Here is a 14,276-nt window from a genome sequence, read left to right on the forward strand (position 1 = left end):
GCCGTTGGTCCTACGGGATCTTGTAGCCGGCGTTGTCGGAGAAGTCCTGGTCGATGGCGCGGGCGGCCTTGGACAGGGCGCTCTCGGGGTCGGCGCCGCTGTAGACGGAGTTGAGGGCTTCGCTGAACTTGGCGGTGACGGTCGGGTATCCGGCGGTCACCGGGCGGGTGACGGCGACGCACGTCCGGGTGATGTCGCTGTCGCCGCAGGGCTTGGCGAGCTGGTCGGCGAAGAGCTGGAGCGGGCCGCCCTGCTTGTAGAGCGGGCTCGCGGCGAGCGCGCTCTTCGTGGCGGGCGGGGCGCCGTTCGCGGTCGTCATGGCGGTGACGTTGGTGTCGTTGAGGAGGTAGTCGAGGAAGGCGCCCGCGGCTTTGGCGTTCTTGGTGTCGGCGCCGATGCCCCAGGCCCAGGAGCCCTGGCCGGTCTTGGTGCCGTTCCCGAAGTCGGGCAGCGGCAGGACGACGAGGTCGTCACCGAGGGCCTTGCTGAAGGTGGGGTACATCCAGTGGCCGACCCAGCTCAGGGCGACGCGGCCGTCGGCGAAGGCGTTGCCGTCGGTGTTGGGGTCGACGTAGGTCTTCCAGGACTGGAAGGTCTTCAGCGCCGAGACCGCCGCCGGGGTGTCGAGGGCGCCCTCCGCCTTGCCGTCCTTGAGGAGGGAGCCGCCCGCCGACCAGACGACCGGGGCGAAGCCGTACGTCCCCCACTCGGTGGCGAGACCGTTGTTCTCCTGGATGTCGAGGGTCTTGCCGTCGGCGTCCTCGGCCTTGAGCGCCTTGAGCGCGGCGGTGAACTCCTCCGCCGTCCAGGCGTCGTCCACGCTCGTCGGGTAGTCGATCCCGGCCGCGTCCAGCAGCTTGTTGTTGCCGTATATCCCGAGGCCCGAGTCGTACATGCCCAGCCCGTAGTGCTTGCCGCCGATCTCGCCCTGGGACTTGGCGGCGTCGGTGGCGTTGGACATCGTCTTGGCGGAGACGTAGCCGTCGAGGGCGGCGAGCTTCTTGTTGTAGACGAAGTTCGCCATGGTCGGGCCGTCGAACTCCAGCACGTCCGGCAGCTCGGAGGCGCTCGTGGCGGTGACGGTCTTGGTGTAGTCGTTGCCCGGGATCAGCTTCAGCTCGACCTTGATGTCGCTCTGCGAGGAGTTGAAGGACTTCACCGCGGCCTGCACGGCGGCGTCCTCACTCTTCTGGCCCTGGTGGGCCCACACGCTGATGGTGCCCTTTCCGCTGCCGGCCTCCGCGGCGGCGTCGGTGCCGCCGCCCCCGCCGCAGGCGGCCAGTGCCGCCAGGGGCAGGACGAGAGCCAGTCCCGTACAGGCTGTGCGGCGGTACCTTCTGCTGGTCGAGCTCATGATGGCGTGCCTCCGTGCTGTGGCGAGGGTGGTGGTACGGATGTGCTTGCGACGCGTGGGGGTGTGGGGCTCAGGGGGGCTATTGCGGTCCGCGCGGACGGGGCGGGGCCGTGGTCTCACGCAGGACGAGGCGGATGGGCATCTGGACGTGCCCCGCCGGCTCGGCGGCGGGTTCGTCGAGCTGGTGCAGCAGCAGCCGGGCGGCCTCGGCGCCCTGTTCGGCCACCGGCTGGGCGACGGTGGTCAGGCCGACCACGTCGGAGAGTTCGTGGTCGTCGAAGCCGACGACGGACACGTCGTCCGGGACCTTGAGCCGGTGGCGGCGCAGCGCCCGCAGGGCGCCCATCGCCATCTCGTCGGACTGGGCGAACACGGCGGTCGGCGGGCGGGAGGCGGCCAGGAGTTCGGTCATGGCCCGCTCACCGCCCTCGACGGTGTAGTCGCCGTCGGCCTCCAGTGCCGGATCGTGGGTGATCCCGGCATCGGACAGCACGTCCAGGTAGGCGTTGCGGCGCTCGATGGGGGTGGTCCAGTGCAGCGGCCCGCTGGCCCCGCTGATCATTCCGATGCGGCGGTGACCGAGGTTCACCAGATGCCGTACGGCGCTCTCGGTGCCGGCCCGGTCGTCGATGCCGACGACGGTGAAGCCGGGGCGGGTGCCGCCGACCGTGGTGGCGAGCGGCACGCCCAGTGAGCGCAGCGCGGCCGCCTCCCCCTCCTCGGGGATGATCAGCGACAGCACCGCGTCCACCCGCTTGCGGACCGGCAGTTTGGTGAAGAAGCGCTTGCGTGTCTCCGGCGAGCCGAGGTTGTACAGCAGCACGTCGTACCCGGCGGCGCTGAACACCTTCTCGGCCGCGTCCAGCACGGTGCCGAAGAACCAGCGGCCCACGTAGGGGACCAGGACCCCGATGGTGTAGGTCCGGCCGCTGGCCAGGCTGGAGGCGGAGCGGGAGGCGGTGTAGCCGAGCTGGGCGGCGACGGCGTTGATCTGGTCCCGCACCTCGTCGGAGACCCCCGGCCGGCCGCGCAGGGCGCGGGACACGGTGGAGGCGGAGACGCCGGCGGCGCGGGCGACGTCGTTGATGCTGGCCGTCACGGGGTGGTTCCTCCCGTAGTTTTCACGTCGGTGTGATCTGTGAGTGACGTGACCGTAAACCCGTCCACCTTGTTGCGCAAGCGTTTGCGTTCATATTTACTTGGGCCGATTCCAAAGTGAGTCCGTTTTGATCGATGGTCAGCGCACGCGTTTGGGCGCTGTGAGCCGACAGGAACTGTGCATGCGATACGCCCCGCCCGGCCTCTGCGTGAACGACTTCGCCCTGCTGCGGAACGAGGACGGCACCTACACCGTGCTGCATCTGCAGGGGCCCTGGACGGCCGGGTTCGACCATCTGCGGATGGAGACCTCCTACGGCCGGGCCACCTCCACCGACCTGGTCGGCTGGCGGCCGCAGGGCAGCGCGTTCGGCGTCGGTCTGCCCGGCCGCTTCGACCAGCAGGCCGTGTGGACCATGCACCCCGTCCGGCACGGCGAGGGAATGGCGATGTTCTACACGGGCGTGGGCGCGCTGACGGCGGACGGCTGGCCCCTGCAGTCGGTCGGGCTGGCGTACTCCGACCGCACCGACGGCACCGGCTGGCGGCGCCACGGCACCGCACCGGTCGTGGAGGCGGACCCGCGCTGGTACCGCACCGGTGAGCGGATGGCCTGGCGCGACCCCTTCGTGGTCCGCGACGACGAGACGGACGGCTGGGTGATGGTCGTCTGCGCCGCCGACGCCTCGCTGCCGGTCGAGGTCGGCGGCTGCGTCGCCTGGGCCACCTCCGACGACCTGGAGCAGTGGACGGTCCAGCCGCCGCTCGTCTCGCCGGGCGACGTCGACGAGCTGGAGTGCCCGGTCCTGGAGCGCCTCGACGACGGCAGCTGGCTTCTGCTCGGCTCCATCGGAGCGACCCGCGGCTTCGAGTCATGGACCGCCCCGAGCCTGCGGGGACCGTGGACGCGGCGCGGCCCCCTCGGGCCCCCCGGCAGTTACGCCCCCCGTGTCGTCGCCGCGCCCGACGGCTCCCGGGTCGTGCTGCACACCACGCCCCGGCGGGTCGGTCTCACCGACGCCGGGGAGCGCTGCCGCGGCATGCTCGCCCAGCCGAAGCTCCTGGTCACACCCGAGGACGGGGCACCGCGCCTGGAGTGGTGGCCGGGCCTGAACGCGTGGCTCGGCGAGGAAACCCTGCGGCCCGGCCTGCACGCGGTCGGCGACCTCGCCATGACCGGCCCCGTCGAGATCACCCTGCGCACCCTCGACGAGCGGGGCGAGCAGCCCGCCCTCGTGGTCGGCTGCGACGGCAAGGACCTGTGGGTCACCGGGCCGGACGGCGCCCGCCTCGGCGAGACGGTGCTCGCCGGTCCCGCGGCGACGCTGCGCATCCTCACCGTCGGCGAGTACGTCGAGGTCTACGCCGACGGCGTCTTCGTCCTGACCACCCTGTGCTACTCGGGGCACCCCGCCCCGTGGACCGCGGTCACCGACGACGACACCCGCACCCTCCCCGTCCGCCCGATCCGCCTTCCCGACCCCGCCCGTGACGACGCGTCGGCCGTCTGGCCCGGCCCGGCACACCCCTGACCCCGCTCGGCCGGGCCGAGCCGGGGGGGCTGAGCCGGGCCGGCGGAGCCAGGCAGGCCCAGCCAGGCGGCCGAGCCAGGCAGGCCAAGCCTAGGGAGCGGAGCCGGACAGGCCGTGCCGGACAGGCTGAACCGGGCAGGCCGAGCCAGGCAGGCCGGGCCGAGCGAGCGGAGCCAGGCAGGCGCCGAACCGGACAGGCCGAACCGGGCAGGCGTTCCGGCCATCGCCGGGGACCGGTCGCCCGGCGGGCGCCGGTCCGGGTGTGGCCGTCGCCCGCACCGTCAGGAAGCAGCCGGTTCGTCCACGCGGACCGGGCTTCCCGTCGTGACGGAGCGGGCAGCGGCGAGGGCGCCGGGCAGAGCGGCGCGTGCGTCCGCGCCGGTGGTGACGCGCCCGGTACGGCCGGCGAGTTCGGCCGCGCAGGCGTCGCGGAAGAGGCGCTGGTCGTGGGTGACGCCCTCGGCGACGGCACCGTCCGGGCCGTGTGCGGTCGGACGGGTGCGGCGGACGTCGCCCGTGCTGGGCGGCGCCGACGGCTCCGCCCGCGCGACCGTGGTGGGCCCCACCGGCTACCGCTTCGCCCCGGCCACCGGCAACACGGTCGCCGTCTCCCCGCCCGGCGGCACCGTCCTGCGTCACCCGCCGCTGGCCGTCGGCGCCAACACCGGCCGGTCTGCGGGGCGGTTCAGCGAGGTGGAGGCGTATCTCACTCCACGACGTCGCGCCCGGAGAAGTGGAGTACCAGCTCCTGGGTGAACACCTGTGCGGCCGGTGCCGTCCACCGTCTGCGGTGGCGGGCCAGCCGCACGGGTACGTCCGCGAACCGCGGGCCGCGGACCCGCGCCAGCCGTCCCTGGCGCAGGTGCTCCCGCGCGGTCGTGAGCGGCAGCAGGGTCAGGCCCAGGCCGGCGGCGACGCAGGAGCGTGCCGCGTCCACGCTGCCGAACCGGGTCAGCCGCGGCCGTGCACCGGGCACGGCGAGCAGCCGCCGCTCCAGCTCGTCGCTGTAGGAACAGCCCTGCTCCAGGAGGAAGAAGGGCTCCGCCGCGAGTTCCGCCCAGGTCGCCGCACGGGCCCGCGCGGCGAGCGGATGGCCGGGAGCGCAGAGGAGGGCGAGGGGCTCGCGGGCGACCTGCTCGGTCGTCAGATCGGGGAAGTCCGCCTCCTCCTCCAGCAGCAGCGCCAGGTCCAGGCGTCCGGACCGCACCCCCTCGACGCACTCCGCGGTGCCGGCCGCGTCCAGCCGGACGTCCACCTCGGGGTGGCTGGTGCGCAGGGCGGCGATCAGGTCCGGCAGCCGGCTGGAGCACAGCGACTCAGGAGTGCCCACGACCACCCGCCCTCCCACCGCGCCGTCGCCGGAACCGGCGGCCTTCAGCCGGGCCACGGCGTCGAGCACCTCCTCGGCGCCGTCCAGCAGCCGTCGGCCGGATTCGGTGAGCAGCGCGCCCGTGGGCAGGCGGTCGAAGAGCCGGGTGCCGAGCTCCCGCTCCAGGGTGCGGATGTGCACGGTGACCGTGGACTGGGCCAGGTGAAGCTCGGCGGCGGCGGCGGTGAAGCTGCCCGTGCGGGCGAGTGCGGCGAAGGTGTGCAGCAGGCGGGTGTCCACGAACGCCATGCTATGCGACATCCCGATCGACGGGATCGGGCTTCATCGTTGGACTCGATGGACCCGGGATGGCAGCGTGGAGCCATGACCACCGACGTGAGCGGGACGAACCCCGTGAGCCACCCCGAGCCGCACGCCGACACCCTGCGCTACACGGCCTTCACCGACGACCCGGCGGGAGGCAACCCCGCCGGGGTCGTACTCGACGCCGCCGGGCTGGACGAGGCGGCGATGCTCGCCGTCGCCGCCGAGGTCGGCTACTCCGAGACGGCCTTCGTGACCGGCCGGGACGAGGTGGCGCGCCGTTTCCGGGTGCGCTACTTCAGCCCGCTCGCCGAGGTGGCCTTCTGCGGGCACGCGACCGTCGCGCTGGCGGTCGCCCTCGCCGAGCGGCTGGGCCCCGGGGAGATCGTCCTGGACACCGCCGCGGGCGAGATTCCCGTGGCCACCAGGGTGGACGGCGAGGGCGCGGTACTGGCCGCGCTCACCAGCGTCGCGACGCGATCGCGCCCCGCCTCGAGCACCGAGCTGGACGCGGCGCTGAAGGCCCTGGGCTGGGCCCCCGGCGACCTGGACCCGGCGCTGCCTCCGCATGTGGCGTTCGGCGGCAACGACCACCTGGTCCTGGCCGCCGCCTCACGGGCGCGGCTGGCGGACCTGGACTACGACTTCGACGGACTCGCCGAGGTGATGCGGCGGTACGGCTGGACGACCGTCCACCTCGTGTGGCGTGAGTCGCCGGAGCACTTCCACGCCCGCGACCCCTTCCCCGTCGGCGGCGTCGTGGAGGATCCGGCGACGGGGGCGGCCGCCGCGGCGTTCGGCGGTTACCTCCGCACGGTGGGCCTCGTCACCGGCCCGGCCAGGATCACGATCCGCCAGGGGGAGGACATGGGCCGCCCCAGCGACCTGCTGATCGAGGTGGGCCCGCGGGACCCGCGCGTCCGGGTCACGGGGCGGGCCGTGCCGATCGGCTAGGAGGGCGAGGGGGCGCGGGGTGCGGGTTCCTCCGGGAGGCCCGTCGCCCGCGTCGTCATGCCGCGCAGGAGCCGGTCGGCGTAGGCGTGGAAGCGGGCCGGCATGTCGAAGCCCTTGGGGTCGAGGACCCACTGGAGCTGCAGGCCGTCCATCACGGCGGCCGTCTCCTCGGCCACCCCGACGACATCCGTTCCCGGCCTCAACTCGCCGCTCTCCACGCCTCGTTGCAGCGAGGCCGACATGACCGAGACGAGTTCGGCGTAGCGCCGGACGAAGTAGGGGTGGGCGGGGTGTCCCGGGTCGCCCGCCTCCGCGGCGAGCACGTTGGACATACGGGTGCGGCCGAGGCGGGCGGCGTTGTACTCGGTGAGCCGGAGCAGGCTCACGTAGCACTCGGTGACGTGGAGAACTCCTCCCGGAAGAACCTCTCCGAGGGGCCTGGCCCGAACCGCTGGGCCTGGCCGCGATCGGTGATCCGGCGCTGGTGGAGAGGTTCGCCGACACGGTCCGCCGCGAGTACCTGGCGGTCGGCTTCCGGGTCGCCCCGCACCCGCAGATCGACCTGGCCACCGAGCCCCGCTGGTCCCGCCAGTCGGGCACGTTCGGCTCCAGCGCGCAGGTCAGCGGCGAGCTGGCGGCCGCGTACGTGCGGGGGCTGCAAGGCCCGCGCCTCGGCCCGCGGTCGGTCGCCGCGATGGTCAAGCACTTCCCCGGCGGCGGGCCCCAGAAGGACGGCGAGGACCCGCACTTCCCGCACGCAAGGAGCAGGTGTACCCGGGCGGCATGCGCGAGTACCACCTGGCCCCGTTCCGGGCGGCCGTGGAGGCCGGGTGCTCGCAGGTGATGCCGTACTACGGCCAGCCCGTCGGCACCGACTGGGAGGAGGTCGGTTTCGGCTTCAACAAGGATGTCCTGACCGGCCTGCTGCGCGAACGCCTCGGCTTCGACGGCATCGTCTGCACCGACTGGGGCCTGCTCAGCGACGCGGAGATCATGGGCCAACCGGCCGAGGCCCGCGCCTGGGGCGTCGAGCACCTGAGCGTCGCCGAACGCGCGGCGAAGGCGCTGGACGCGGGCACCGACCAGTTCGGCGGGGAGCAGTGCCCCGAGGTGATCGTCGAGCTGGTGCGCACCGGCCGCGTCGCGGAGGAGCGGATCGACGCCTCCGTACGGCGGCTGCTGCGCGAGAAGTTCGTGCTGGGGCTCTTCGAGAACCCGTACGTCGACCCGGACCGCGCCGAGGAGACCGTCGGCGCCCGTGAGTTCACCGCCCTGGGCGAGGCGGCCCAGCGGCGCTCGCTCACCGTGCTGGAGAACCGCGGCCTGCTGCCCCTGCGGGGCCGTCCCGAGCTGTACGTCCAGGGGATGAACCAGGAGGCGGCCGCGGCCTACGGCAACATCGTCACCGACCCGGCCGACGCGGACGTGGCCGTCCTGCGCCTGCGCACCCCCTACGAGCCACGCCCCGGCGCCTTCGAGTCGTTCTTCCACGCGGGTTCCCTGGCGTTCCCGACGAGGAGCTGAAGGAGATCCTGCGGCTCCTCGACACGGTGCCCACGCTGGTGTGCGTCAACCTCGAACGGCCCGCCGTCCTCCCGGAGATCGCGGAGCGTGCGGCCGCCCTGGTCGCCGACTACGGCGCCTCGGACGCGGCACTCCTGGACGTGGCCTTCGGCCGGGCCCGTGCCGAGGGCCGCCTCCCGTTCGAACTGCCGCGTTCCATGGCAGCGGTGGAGGCGTCCCGGCCGGACGTGCCCAACGACACGCAGGACCCTCTCTTCTCGTACGGCCACGGCATCGGACTCCCGTGAGCCGCTCCTGCGCCGCGTCCCGCCGGCGGACGGCGCCGCACCGTGTGCGAGACATACGGCCCGCGGCGGCGGATCACGTCGCGGGCGAGCCACCTTCACCGGCCCGTAGGTCCGTGTGCCCGTGCGGTCAGCGGGCGGCGAGGAGTTCGAGGGTGTCGATCACGCGGTTGGAGAAGCCCCACTCGTTGTCGTACCAGGCGACCACCTTGATGTGGCGGCCGTCGACGCGGGTGAGGGCCGAGTCGAAGATCGACGAGGCCGGGTTGCCCGTGATGTCGGACGAGACCAGGGCGTCCTCCGAGTATTCGAGGATGCCGGCGAGCGGGCCCTCGGCGGCGGCACGGTACGCGGCGAGCACCTCGTCGCGTGTCACGTCGCGGGCGACGGTCGTGTTCAGCTCGACGATCGAACCGACCGGGACGGGCACGCGGATCGAGTCGCCGGACAGCTTGCCGTCCAGGTTCGGCAGCACGAGGCCGATCGCCTTGGCGGCGCCCGTCGTGGTCGGCACGATGTTGACCCCGGCGGCACGGGCGCGGCGGGGGTCGCGGTGCGGGCCGTCCTGGAGGTTCTGCTCCTGCGTGTAGGCGTGCACCGTCGTCATGAAGCCGTGCTCGATGCCGGCGAGGTCGTCGAGGACCGCGGCCAGCGGGGCGAGCGCGTTGGTCGTGCAGGAGGCGTTCGAGACGATCGTGTGCAGGTCCGCGTCGTAGGCGTCGGTGTTGACCCCGTAGGCGAGCGTGACGTCGGCGCCGTCCGAGGGCGCGCTGACGAGCACCTTCCTCGCGCCCGCGTCGAGGTGGGCGCGGGCGGCCTTGGCGGAGGTGAAGCGGCCGGTCGCCTCCAGCACGATGTCGACGTCGAGCGCGGCCCACGGCAGGTTGGCCGGTTCGCGCTCGGCGAGCACCTTGATGCGACGGCCGTCGACGACGAGGGCGCCGTCGTCGACGGTGACCGGGCGGCCAAGCCGGCCGGCCGTCGAGTCGAAGGCGAGCAGCCGCGCGAGGGCGGTGGGCTCCGTGAGGTCGTTGACGGCGACGATCTCCAGGTCGCTGTCGCGTTCGAGGAGCGCGCGCAGCACGTTGCGTCCGATGCGGCCGAATCCGTTGACGGCGATGCGAGTCATGAGTGGTGTCCCTTCGGTTCGCCACCAGCCTCGCGTGCGGCGGGCGCCCGTGACCGGGGCGCGAGCGCCATGGTTCGCAAGGATCTCGCCAGCCAGGGCCGGCAAGCGGCTACGCGCCGCGGGTGAAGGTGCGGCGGTATTCGCTCGGGGTGGTGCCGAGGATCTGCTGGAAGTGCAGCCGCAGGTTCGCTCCGGTGCCGAGGCCGACGTCGTTCGCGATCTGTTCCACGCCGCGCTCGGAGCGTTCGAGCAGTTCGCGGGCCCGGTCGATGCGGGCGCGCATCACCCACTGCATGGGCGTGTATCCCGTGTCCTCGACGAAGCGGCGCGAGAAGGTGCGGGGCGAGACCGCCGCGTGCCGGGCGAGCGTCTCGAGGGTGAGGGGTTCGTCGAGCCGGTGCAGGGCCCACTCGCGGGTGGCGGCGAACCGTTCGCCCAGCGGCTCCGGCACGCTGCGCGGCACGTACTGCGCCTGGCCGCCGCTGCGGTAGGGCGCCGCGACCAGGCGCCGGGCCGCGTGGTTGGAGGCGGCCACGCCGAGGTCGCCGCGCAGGATGTGCAGGCACAGGTCGATGCCCGAGGCGGCGCCCGCCGAGGTGAGCACGCTGCCCTCGTCGACGAACAGGACGTTCTCGTCGACCCGCACGAGCGGGTGCTTCGCCGCCAGCGCCCGCGCGTAGTGCCAGTGCGTGGTGGCGCGTCTGCCGTCGAGCAGGCCCGTGGCGGCGAGCGCGAAGGCCCCCGTGGAGATGGCGGCCAGCCGGGCGCCCCGGGCGTGGGCGGCGAGCAGCGCGTCGACGACCGCCCGCGGCGGGTCCTCACGGTCGGGGGAACGGTAGCCGGGGATGAAGACGATCTCGGCCCAGGCGAGCGCCTCCAGGCCGTGCGCCACGTGGTACGACAACCCGTCGCCGCCGGTCACCAGCCCGGGCGCGGCCCCGCACACGCGTACCTCGTACGGCATGCTCGCGCGGGTCGTGAACACCTGCGCGGGGATGCCGACGTCGAGCGGCTTGGCGCCTTCGAGCACGAGGACGGCGGCACGGCGGAGGGGGGTGGGCGGCACGGGGAAAGGGTACGGGGCGTGAGCGGTACGGCCGCGACGCGCCGAACACGGCGGCCCGGCTCCCGGGGTGTCCGGGAGCCGGGCCGGCCGGGGGCCTGTCACCGGATGTCTCTCAGCCCTGGCGGGCCTTGAAGCGGGGGTTCCTCTTGTTGATCACGAAGGTCACGCCCCGTCGGCGGACCACCTGTGATCCCGGCTCGGCCTTCAGCGAGCGCAGGGATCTGCGGACCTTCACGGCGATGTCCTCCTTCGTACGGGCCCGCCGGCGGCGGGGATGTTCAGCGCTCCTCGCGGAACGCGACGTGGCGGCCGGCCACCGGGTCGTACTTGCGCAGGACGAGGCGGTCGGGGTCGTTGAGACGGCTCTTGCGGGTCACGTAGGTGACACCGGTACCGGCCGTCGACTTCAGCCTGACGACAGGGCGCGTGGTGGTGCGTGCCATGGCGTCCTCCCTTCGCTTTCGACTGACCCGAACATGTCAGTCGCGGGCTGCAACAAGGGACCCGGCCCCCGCATTCCCCGTGGATCGAGCACGTGCCCCCGGCATGCTCCCGTGCGCCTCCCCGGCGCCGGTACGTCTCCCCCCGTCGCGTCGTTCGCGACAGGGAAGGCGAACCGATCACGGGCACGGGGGTTCCGGCATGTGGGCAGCACTACGAGAGGCTCGGGTGCAGCGGTGCGTCGGCCTGGGCGCCGTCGCCCTGGCGCTGACCGCGCTGACCGTGGTCCTGGCGGCCGGGGGCGGGGACGCGGACGCGACATCGATGTGGATCTCGGCGGTCTCGGCGTTCGTCTCGGTCTGTGCGCTCGCGGCCGACCTGCTGCGGGAGCCGGCGGCGGACCCGGCCGCCGGGCCCGAGCGACGGCGACGGGCGACCGACGAACTCTCCCGGGCCGTGCTGGCCCAGTGGGCGCCGGAGGCCCGCAGGCGCCGGCTGCAGGACCCGGCGCCGCTCGACGTCCGCTGGACGCGGGTGGGTCCGCCGCTCGCCGACCACGAGCACAACGTCCGGCCCGGGCGGCCGCTGCCCGCTCCGCGCGACGGGGACCAGCGGCTCGACCGCATCGCCGGCACCTTCCGTGACATCCCGTCCCGCCGGCTGGTCGTGCTCGGCGAACCCGGCGCGGGCAAGACCGTTCTCGCCCTCCGGTTCGTCCTGGACCTGCTCGGCACCCGGCAGCCCGCGGACCCGGTCCCCGTCCTCCTCCCCCTGGCGAGCTGGGAACCCGGCGCCGTCGGCCTGCGCGCCTGGCTGGCCGAACGGCTGGCCGCCGAGTACCGGCCGCTGGCCGCCGTGCGAGGCGGCCGCACGCTGGCTCGCGAACTGCTGGACGAGGGGCTCGTCCTGCCGGTGCTGGACGGCTTCGACGAGATCCCCCGGGCGTCGCACGCTCGGGCGCTGAGCCGGCTCAACGCGGAACTCGACGAGCGGCTGCCCGTCGTGCTGACCTGCCGCGACGAGGACTGGGGCCGTGCACTGGGCGAGGCCGGAGGAGACGTCCTGACGGCCGCCGAGGTGATCAGGCTGCGTCCGCTGGACCCGGAGACCGCCAGGGAGTATCTGGAGAGCACCGCGCGCCCGATCGGGGGGACACGTCCGAACGGCCGTCCGGTGACCGTCTGGACGGCCGTCCTCGACGCGCCGACCGCCCCGCTGACCGCCGTACTGAGGTCACCGCTGATGGTGGCGCTGGCGCGCACGGTGTACGGGGACACCTCCCGCGACCCGTCCGAGCTCACGGAGCCCGCCCGCTTCCCCTCGGCGTCGGCCGTCGAGGGACACCTGCTGGACTCCTTCGTCCCGGCCGCCTTCGCCGACGAGGACGGGATCTGGCGCCCGGACGCCGCGCACCGGTGGCTGCGGTGCCTGGCCCGGCTCCCTTCGGGCGCCCGGGCCATGTGGCAGCTCGGCTGGTGGGAGCTGCCGTCCGCGATGCCGCCGTGGCTGCGCGTGCTCGGTCCCGCCGGCTCGGCCCTGCTCGCCACCGCCGCGGTGCTCGTGCCGCTGGCCCTGTACGGCGGTGGCGTCGTCGGCAACTGGGACAGCGTCCTGTCGGCGGTGCTCAACCTCGCGGGACTGCTGGCCGGCCTGTGCTTCGGACTGGCCCGGATGCTGCCCGCCGAGCCCGCGGCACCGCCCGGGCCACGGCAGCTGACGCGCACGGCGCTGACGATGACGGTCGCGGCGGCACTCCTCGCCCTCGTGACGGGCTGGTGCGTCCCGCCCCTCGTCGGCGCGCGGCTCGGGGCCGTGATCACGCCGAGGCCCGCCTGGTTCCTGAACGGGTGCGTCTTCGGGCTGGTCCTGTCCCTGATGTTCGCCGTCGGCGGGCTGCCCCGCCGGCCCCTGCCGCTGAGCCTGCCGTGGACGGGCAGCCCGAGCGGCCCGCGGGCCGTGCGCGCACTGGGCGGTGTGATCCTCTTCGCCGGTCTCGCGAGCTACGGCTATTTCCGGGCGGCCGTCCCGGCGGTGACCTGCTGCCTGGCCGGGCTGCTGCTGACGCTCGCCGGTCAACCGCGGCGCGGGGCCCGGGGCGTGGAACCGTACGCGGGTCCGGCCGCCGTCCTGCGCGGCTTCGCCCGTGGGCTGGGGCGGGGTCTGCTGGCCTGCACCCTGATCGGCGTCTGCGCCGGGGCCGTCGTCGGCGGTGTCACGGGCGCCTTCGCCGCGTACGAGATCCACCATCCGGCCGGGGCGCGGGTCACGGCCGGCGCGGAGGTCGACGGCTGGCGCCTCGGCATGACCGACGGACGGCGGTCGGTCGAGTCGGCACGGCCCCGGCGCGTCGAGCTGGTGAGCCGGACCGCGCTCGCCCGTCCGTTCGCCGTCCACGAGGGTGCCCGGATCTCGTGGGACGAGCGGCGCGGAACGTACGAGGGGACGGTGCGGATCCAGGCGCGGGGGGACCGTTGGGTGCTCGTGTGGCAGGGCACACCGCAGAGCTGGCGGGGCCGGGCCGTCGACGCCCACAACCTGGTGGTCGCCCTGCCGCGCGACGTCGAGCTCTGGCTCGTGCACCGCGGCACCGCGGCACCGGCGCGATCGTCCGGGACGCCGTGGAGCCGTTCGTGGCCTTCGGCGTCCTCGTCGGCGCGATCGGCGGCTGCGCCTCCGGTGTCTTCCTCGCCCTCAACACCCCTGCCGACACCATCCGTGCCGCCGACCCGCCGAGCACCCTGCGCACCGACCGCGCCGCCACCCTCGCGCGCAGTGCCGTCGCGGCGCTCGTGGCGGGCGGCGGCTGTCTGGCGTTCATCTCGGCCACCGGCCGGGGCACCACCCTGGGCACCATGCACACGGAGGTGTGGGTGCCGGTGGGCACCAGCGCGCTCGCGCTCAGCGCCTGGGGCCGGCTGGGCACGGCGCGGATCTGGCTGGCGGTCACCGGGCGGGCGCCCTGGCGGCTGATGCGGTTCCTGGAGGACGCGCACCGGCGGGGCGTGCTGAGGCACTCCGGGGCGCTCTACGAGTTCCGGCATGTGCGCCTGCAGGAACGGCTGGCGGCACGGACCACCGAGGAGACGGCCGCTGGGCAACCCGGCGGGCGGCCTCCCGCGCCCCGCCCGCAGGACTCCCCCGGACAGCACCAGCCACAGCCCTGACCGCGAGGCGGCGTGCGCCGGGTCCCACGAGGACCCGGCGGTGGCCGGCGGCGCTCGCGGTGTCCCGTGCCGGCTCGGCGGGGCGTCGGCCCGCGCG

16 protein-coding genes are annotated in these 14,276 nt (G+C 74.1%); 7 read left to right on the forward strand and 9 right to left on the reverse strand.

What is annotated here, in order from left to right:
- Nucleotides 1-10: 10 nt before the first annotated feature.
- On the reverse strand, nt 11-1,354 hold the full coding sequence (locus ACFY30_RS19570) for an ABC transporter substrate-binding protein (protein ID WP_390846412.1): 1,344 nt from the start codon (nt 1,352-1,354) through the stop codon (nt 11-13).
- 79 nt (nt 1,355-1,433) lie between these two features.
- Complete coding sequence (locus ACFY30_RS19575) at nt 1,434-2,453, reverse strand: LacI family DNA-binding transcriptional regulator (protein WP_390846413.1); 1,020 nt, start codon at nt 2,451-2,453, stop codon at nt 1,434-1,436.
- Nucleotides 2,454-2,634: 181 nt separating this feature from the next.
- Here ACFY30_RS19575 and ACFY30_RS19580 point away from each other — a divergent pair, with 181 nt between their 5' ends.
- Nucleotides 2,635-3,984 (forward strand): mucin-1, encoded by a 1,350-nt coding sequence (locus tag ACFY30_RS19580; protein ID WP_390846414.1) that lies wholly within the window; start codon nt 2,635-2,637, stop codon nt 3,982-3,984.
- 281 nt (nt 3,985-4,265) lie between these two features.
- Here the strand turns inward: ACFY30_RS19580 and ACFY30_RS19585 are convergent, their stop codons facing one another.
- Both ACFY30_RS19585 and ACFY30_RS19590 read right to left on the reverse strand, forming a co-directional pair.
- Entirely contained in the window at nt 4,266-4,550 is a 285-nt protein-coding gene (locus ACFY30_RS19585) for a hypothetical protein (RefSeq protein ID WP_390846415.1), read from the reverse strand.
- Nucleotides 4,551-4,690: 140 nt separating this feature from the next.
- A complete protein-coding gene (locus ACFY30_RS19590) occupies nt 4,691-5,593 on the reverse strand; it encodes a LysR family transcriptional regulator (RefSeq protein WP_390846416.1) in 903 nt (300 codons plus the stop codon).
- A gap of 84 nt (nt 5,594-5,677) precedes the next feature.
- On the opposite strand from ACFY30_RS19590, the gene ACFY30_RS19595 reads away from it, so the two are divergent.
- Nucleotides 5,678-6,571, forward strand: a complete 894-nt coding sequence (locus ACFY30_RS19595) for a PhzF family phenazine biosynthesis isomerase (RefSeq protein WP_390846417.1) — start codon at nt 5,678-5,680, stop codon at nt 6,569-6,571.
- Here ACFY30_RS19595 and ACFY30_RS19600 read toward each other — a convergent pair.
- The gene (locus ACFY30_RS19600) at nt 6,568-6,957 is read right to left on the reverse strand and encodes a TetR family transcriptional regulator C-terminal domain-containing protein (protein ID WP_390846418.1); all 390 of its coding nucleotides are present in this window, start codon (nt 6,955-6,957) and stop codon (nt 6,568-6,570) included. The two genes, ACFY30_RS19595 and ACFY30_RS19600, sit on opposite strands and share 4 nt — an antisense overlap.
- Before the next feature lie 98 nt (nt 6,958-7,055).
- On the opposite strand from ACFY30_RS19600, the gene ACFY30_RS19605 reads away from it, so the two are divergent.
- Genes ACFY30_RS19605 through ACFY30_RS19615 form a run of 3 tightly spaced genes read left to right on the forward strand, consistent with a single transcriptional unit; the run spans nt 7,056 to nt 8,382 of the window.
- Nucleotides 7,056-7,415: a glycoside hydrolase family 3 N-terminal domain-containing protein gene (locus tag ACFY30_RS19605; protein WP_390846419.1), complete on the forward strand. Its 360-nt coding sequence runs from the start codon at nt 7,056-7,058 to the stop codon at nt 7,413-7,415.
- A complete protein-coding gene (locus ACFY30_RS19610; protein WP_390846420.1) occupies nt 7,355-8,095 on the forward strand; it encodes a glycoside hydrolase family 3 N-terminal domain-containing protein in 741 nt (246 codons plus the stop codon). Before ACFY30_RS19605 ends, ACFY30_RS19610 begins: the two co-directional genes overlap by 61 nt.
- 26 nt (nt 8,096-8,121) lie before the next feature.
- A complete protein-coding gene (locus ACFY30_RS19615; RefSeq protein ID WP_390846421.1) occupies nt 8,122-8,382 on the forward strand; it encodes a glycoside hydrolase family 3 C-terminal domain-containing protein in 261 nt (86 codons plus the stop codon).
- A 127-nt stretch (nt 8,383-8,509) separates the two neighbouring features.
- Here ACFY30_RS19615 and gap read toward each other — a convergent pair whose 3' ends face one another.
- From gap to rpmG, 4 genes are all read right to left on the reverse strand, one after another.
- Nucleotides 8,510-9,508, reverse strand: a complete 999-nt coding sequence (gap, locus tag ACFY30_RS19620) for a type I glyceraldehyde-3-phosphate dehydrogenase (protein WP_390846422.1) — start codon at nt 9,506-9,508, stop codon at nt 8,510-8,512.
- 109 nt (nt 9,509-9,617) lie between these two features.
- Nucleotides 9,618-10,574 (reverse strand): GlxA family transcriptional regulator, encoded by a 957-nt coding sequence (locus tag ACFY30_RS19625; protein ID WP_390661544.1) that lies wholly within the window; start codon nt 10,572-10,574, stop codon nt 9,618-9,620.
- Nucleotides 10,575-10,686: 112 nt separating this feature from the next.
- Nucleotides 10,687-10,809: a type B 50S ribosomal protein L36 gene (gene ykgO, locus ACFY30_RS19630; protein WP_390846423.1), complete on the reverse strand. Its 123-nt coding sequence runs from the start codon at nt 10,807-10,809 to the stop codon at nt 10,687-10,689.
- A 43-nt stretch (nt 10,810-10,852) separates the two neighbouring features.
- Nucleotides 10,853-11,017 (reverse strand): 50S ribosomal protein L33, encoded by a 165-nt coding sequence (gene rpmG / locus ACFY30_RS19635; protein ID WP_390846424.1) that lies wholly within the window; start codon nt 11,015-11,017, stop codon nt 10,853-10,855.
- A gap of 226 nt (nt 11,018-11,243) precedes the next feature.
- Between rpmG and ACFY30_RS19640 the strand changes: the two genes are divergently transcribed.
- Complete coding sequence (locus tag ACFY30_RS19640; protein WP_390846425.1) at nt 11,244-13,985, forward strand: NACHT domain-containing protein; 2,742 nt, start codon at nt 11,244-11,246, stop codon at nt 13,983-13,985.
- On the forward strand, nt 13,892-14,179 hold the full coding sequence (locus ACFY30_RS19645) for a hypothetical protein (protein ID WP_390846426.1): 288 nt from the start codon (nt 13,892-13,894) through the stop codon (nt 14,177-14,179). The genes ACFY30_RS19640 and ACFY30_RS19645 overlap by 94 nt, the downstream gene beginning before the upstream one ends.
- Nucleotides 14,180-14,276 lie beyond the last annotated feature (97 nt).

Source organism: Streptomyces sp. NPDC000345, from assembly GCF_042898825.1.
Classification (GTDB): Bacteria; Actinomycetota; Actinomycetes; order Streptomycetales; family Streptomycetaceae; genus Streptomyces.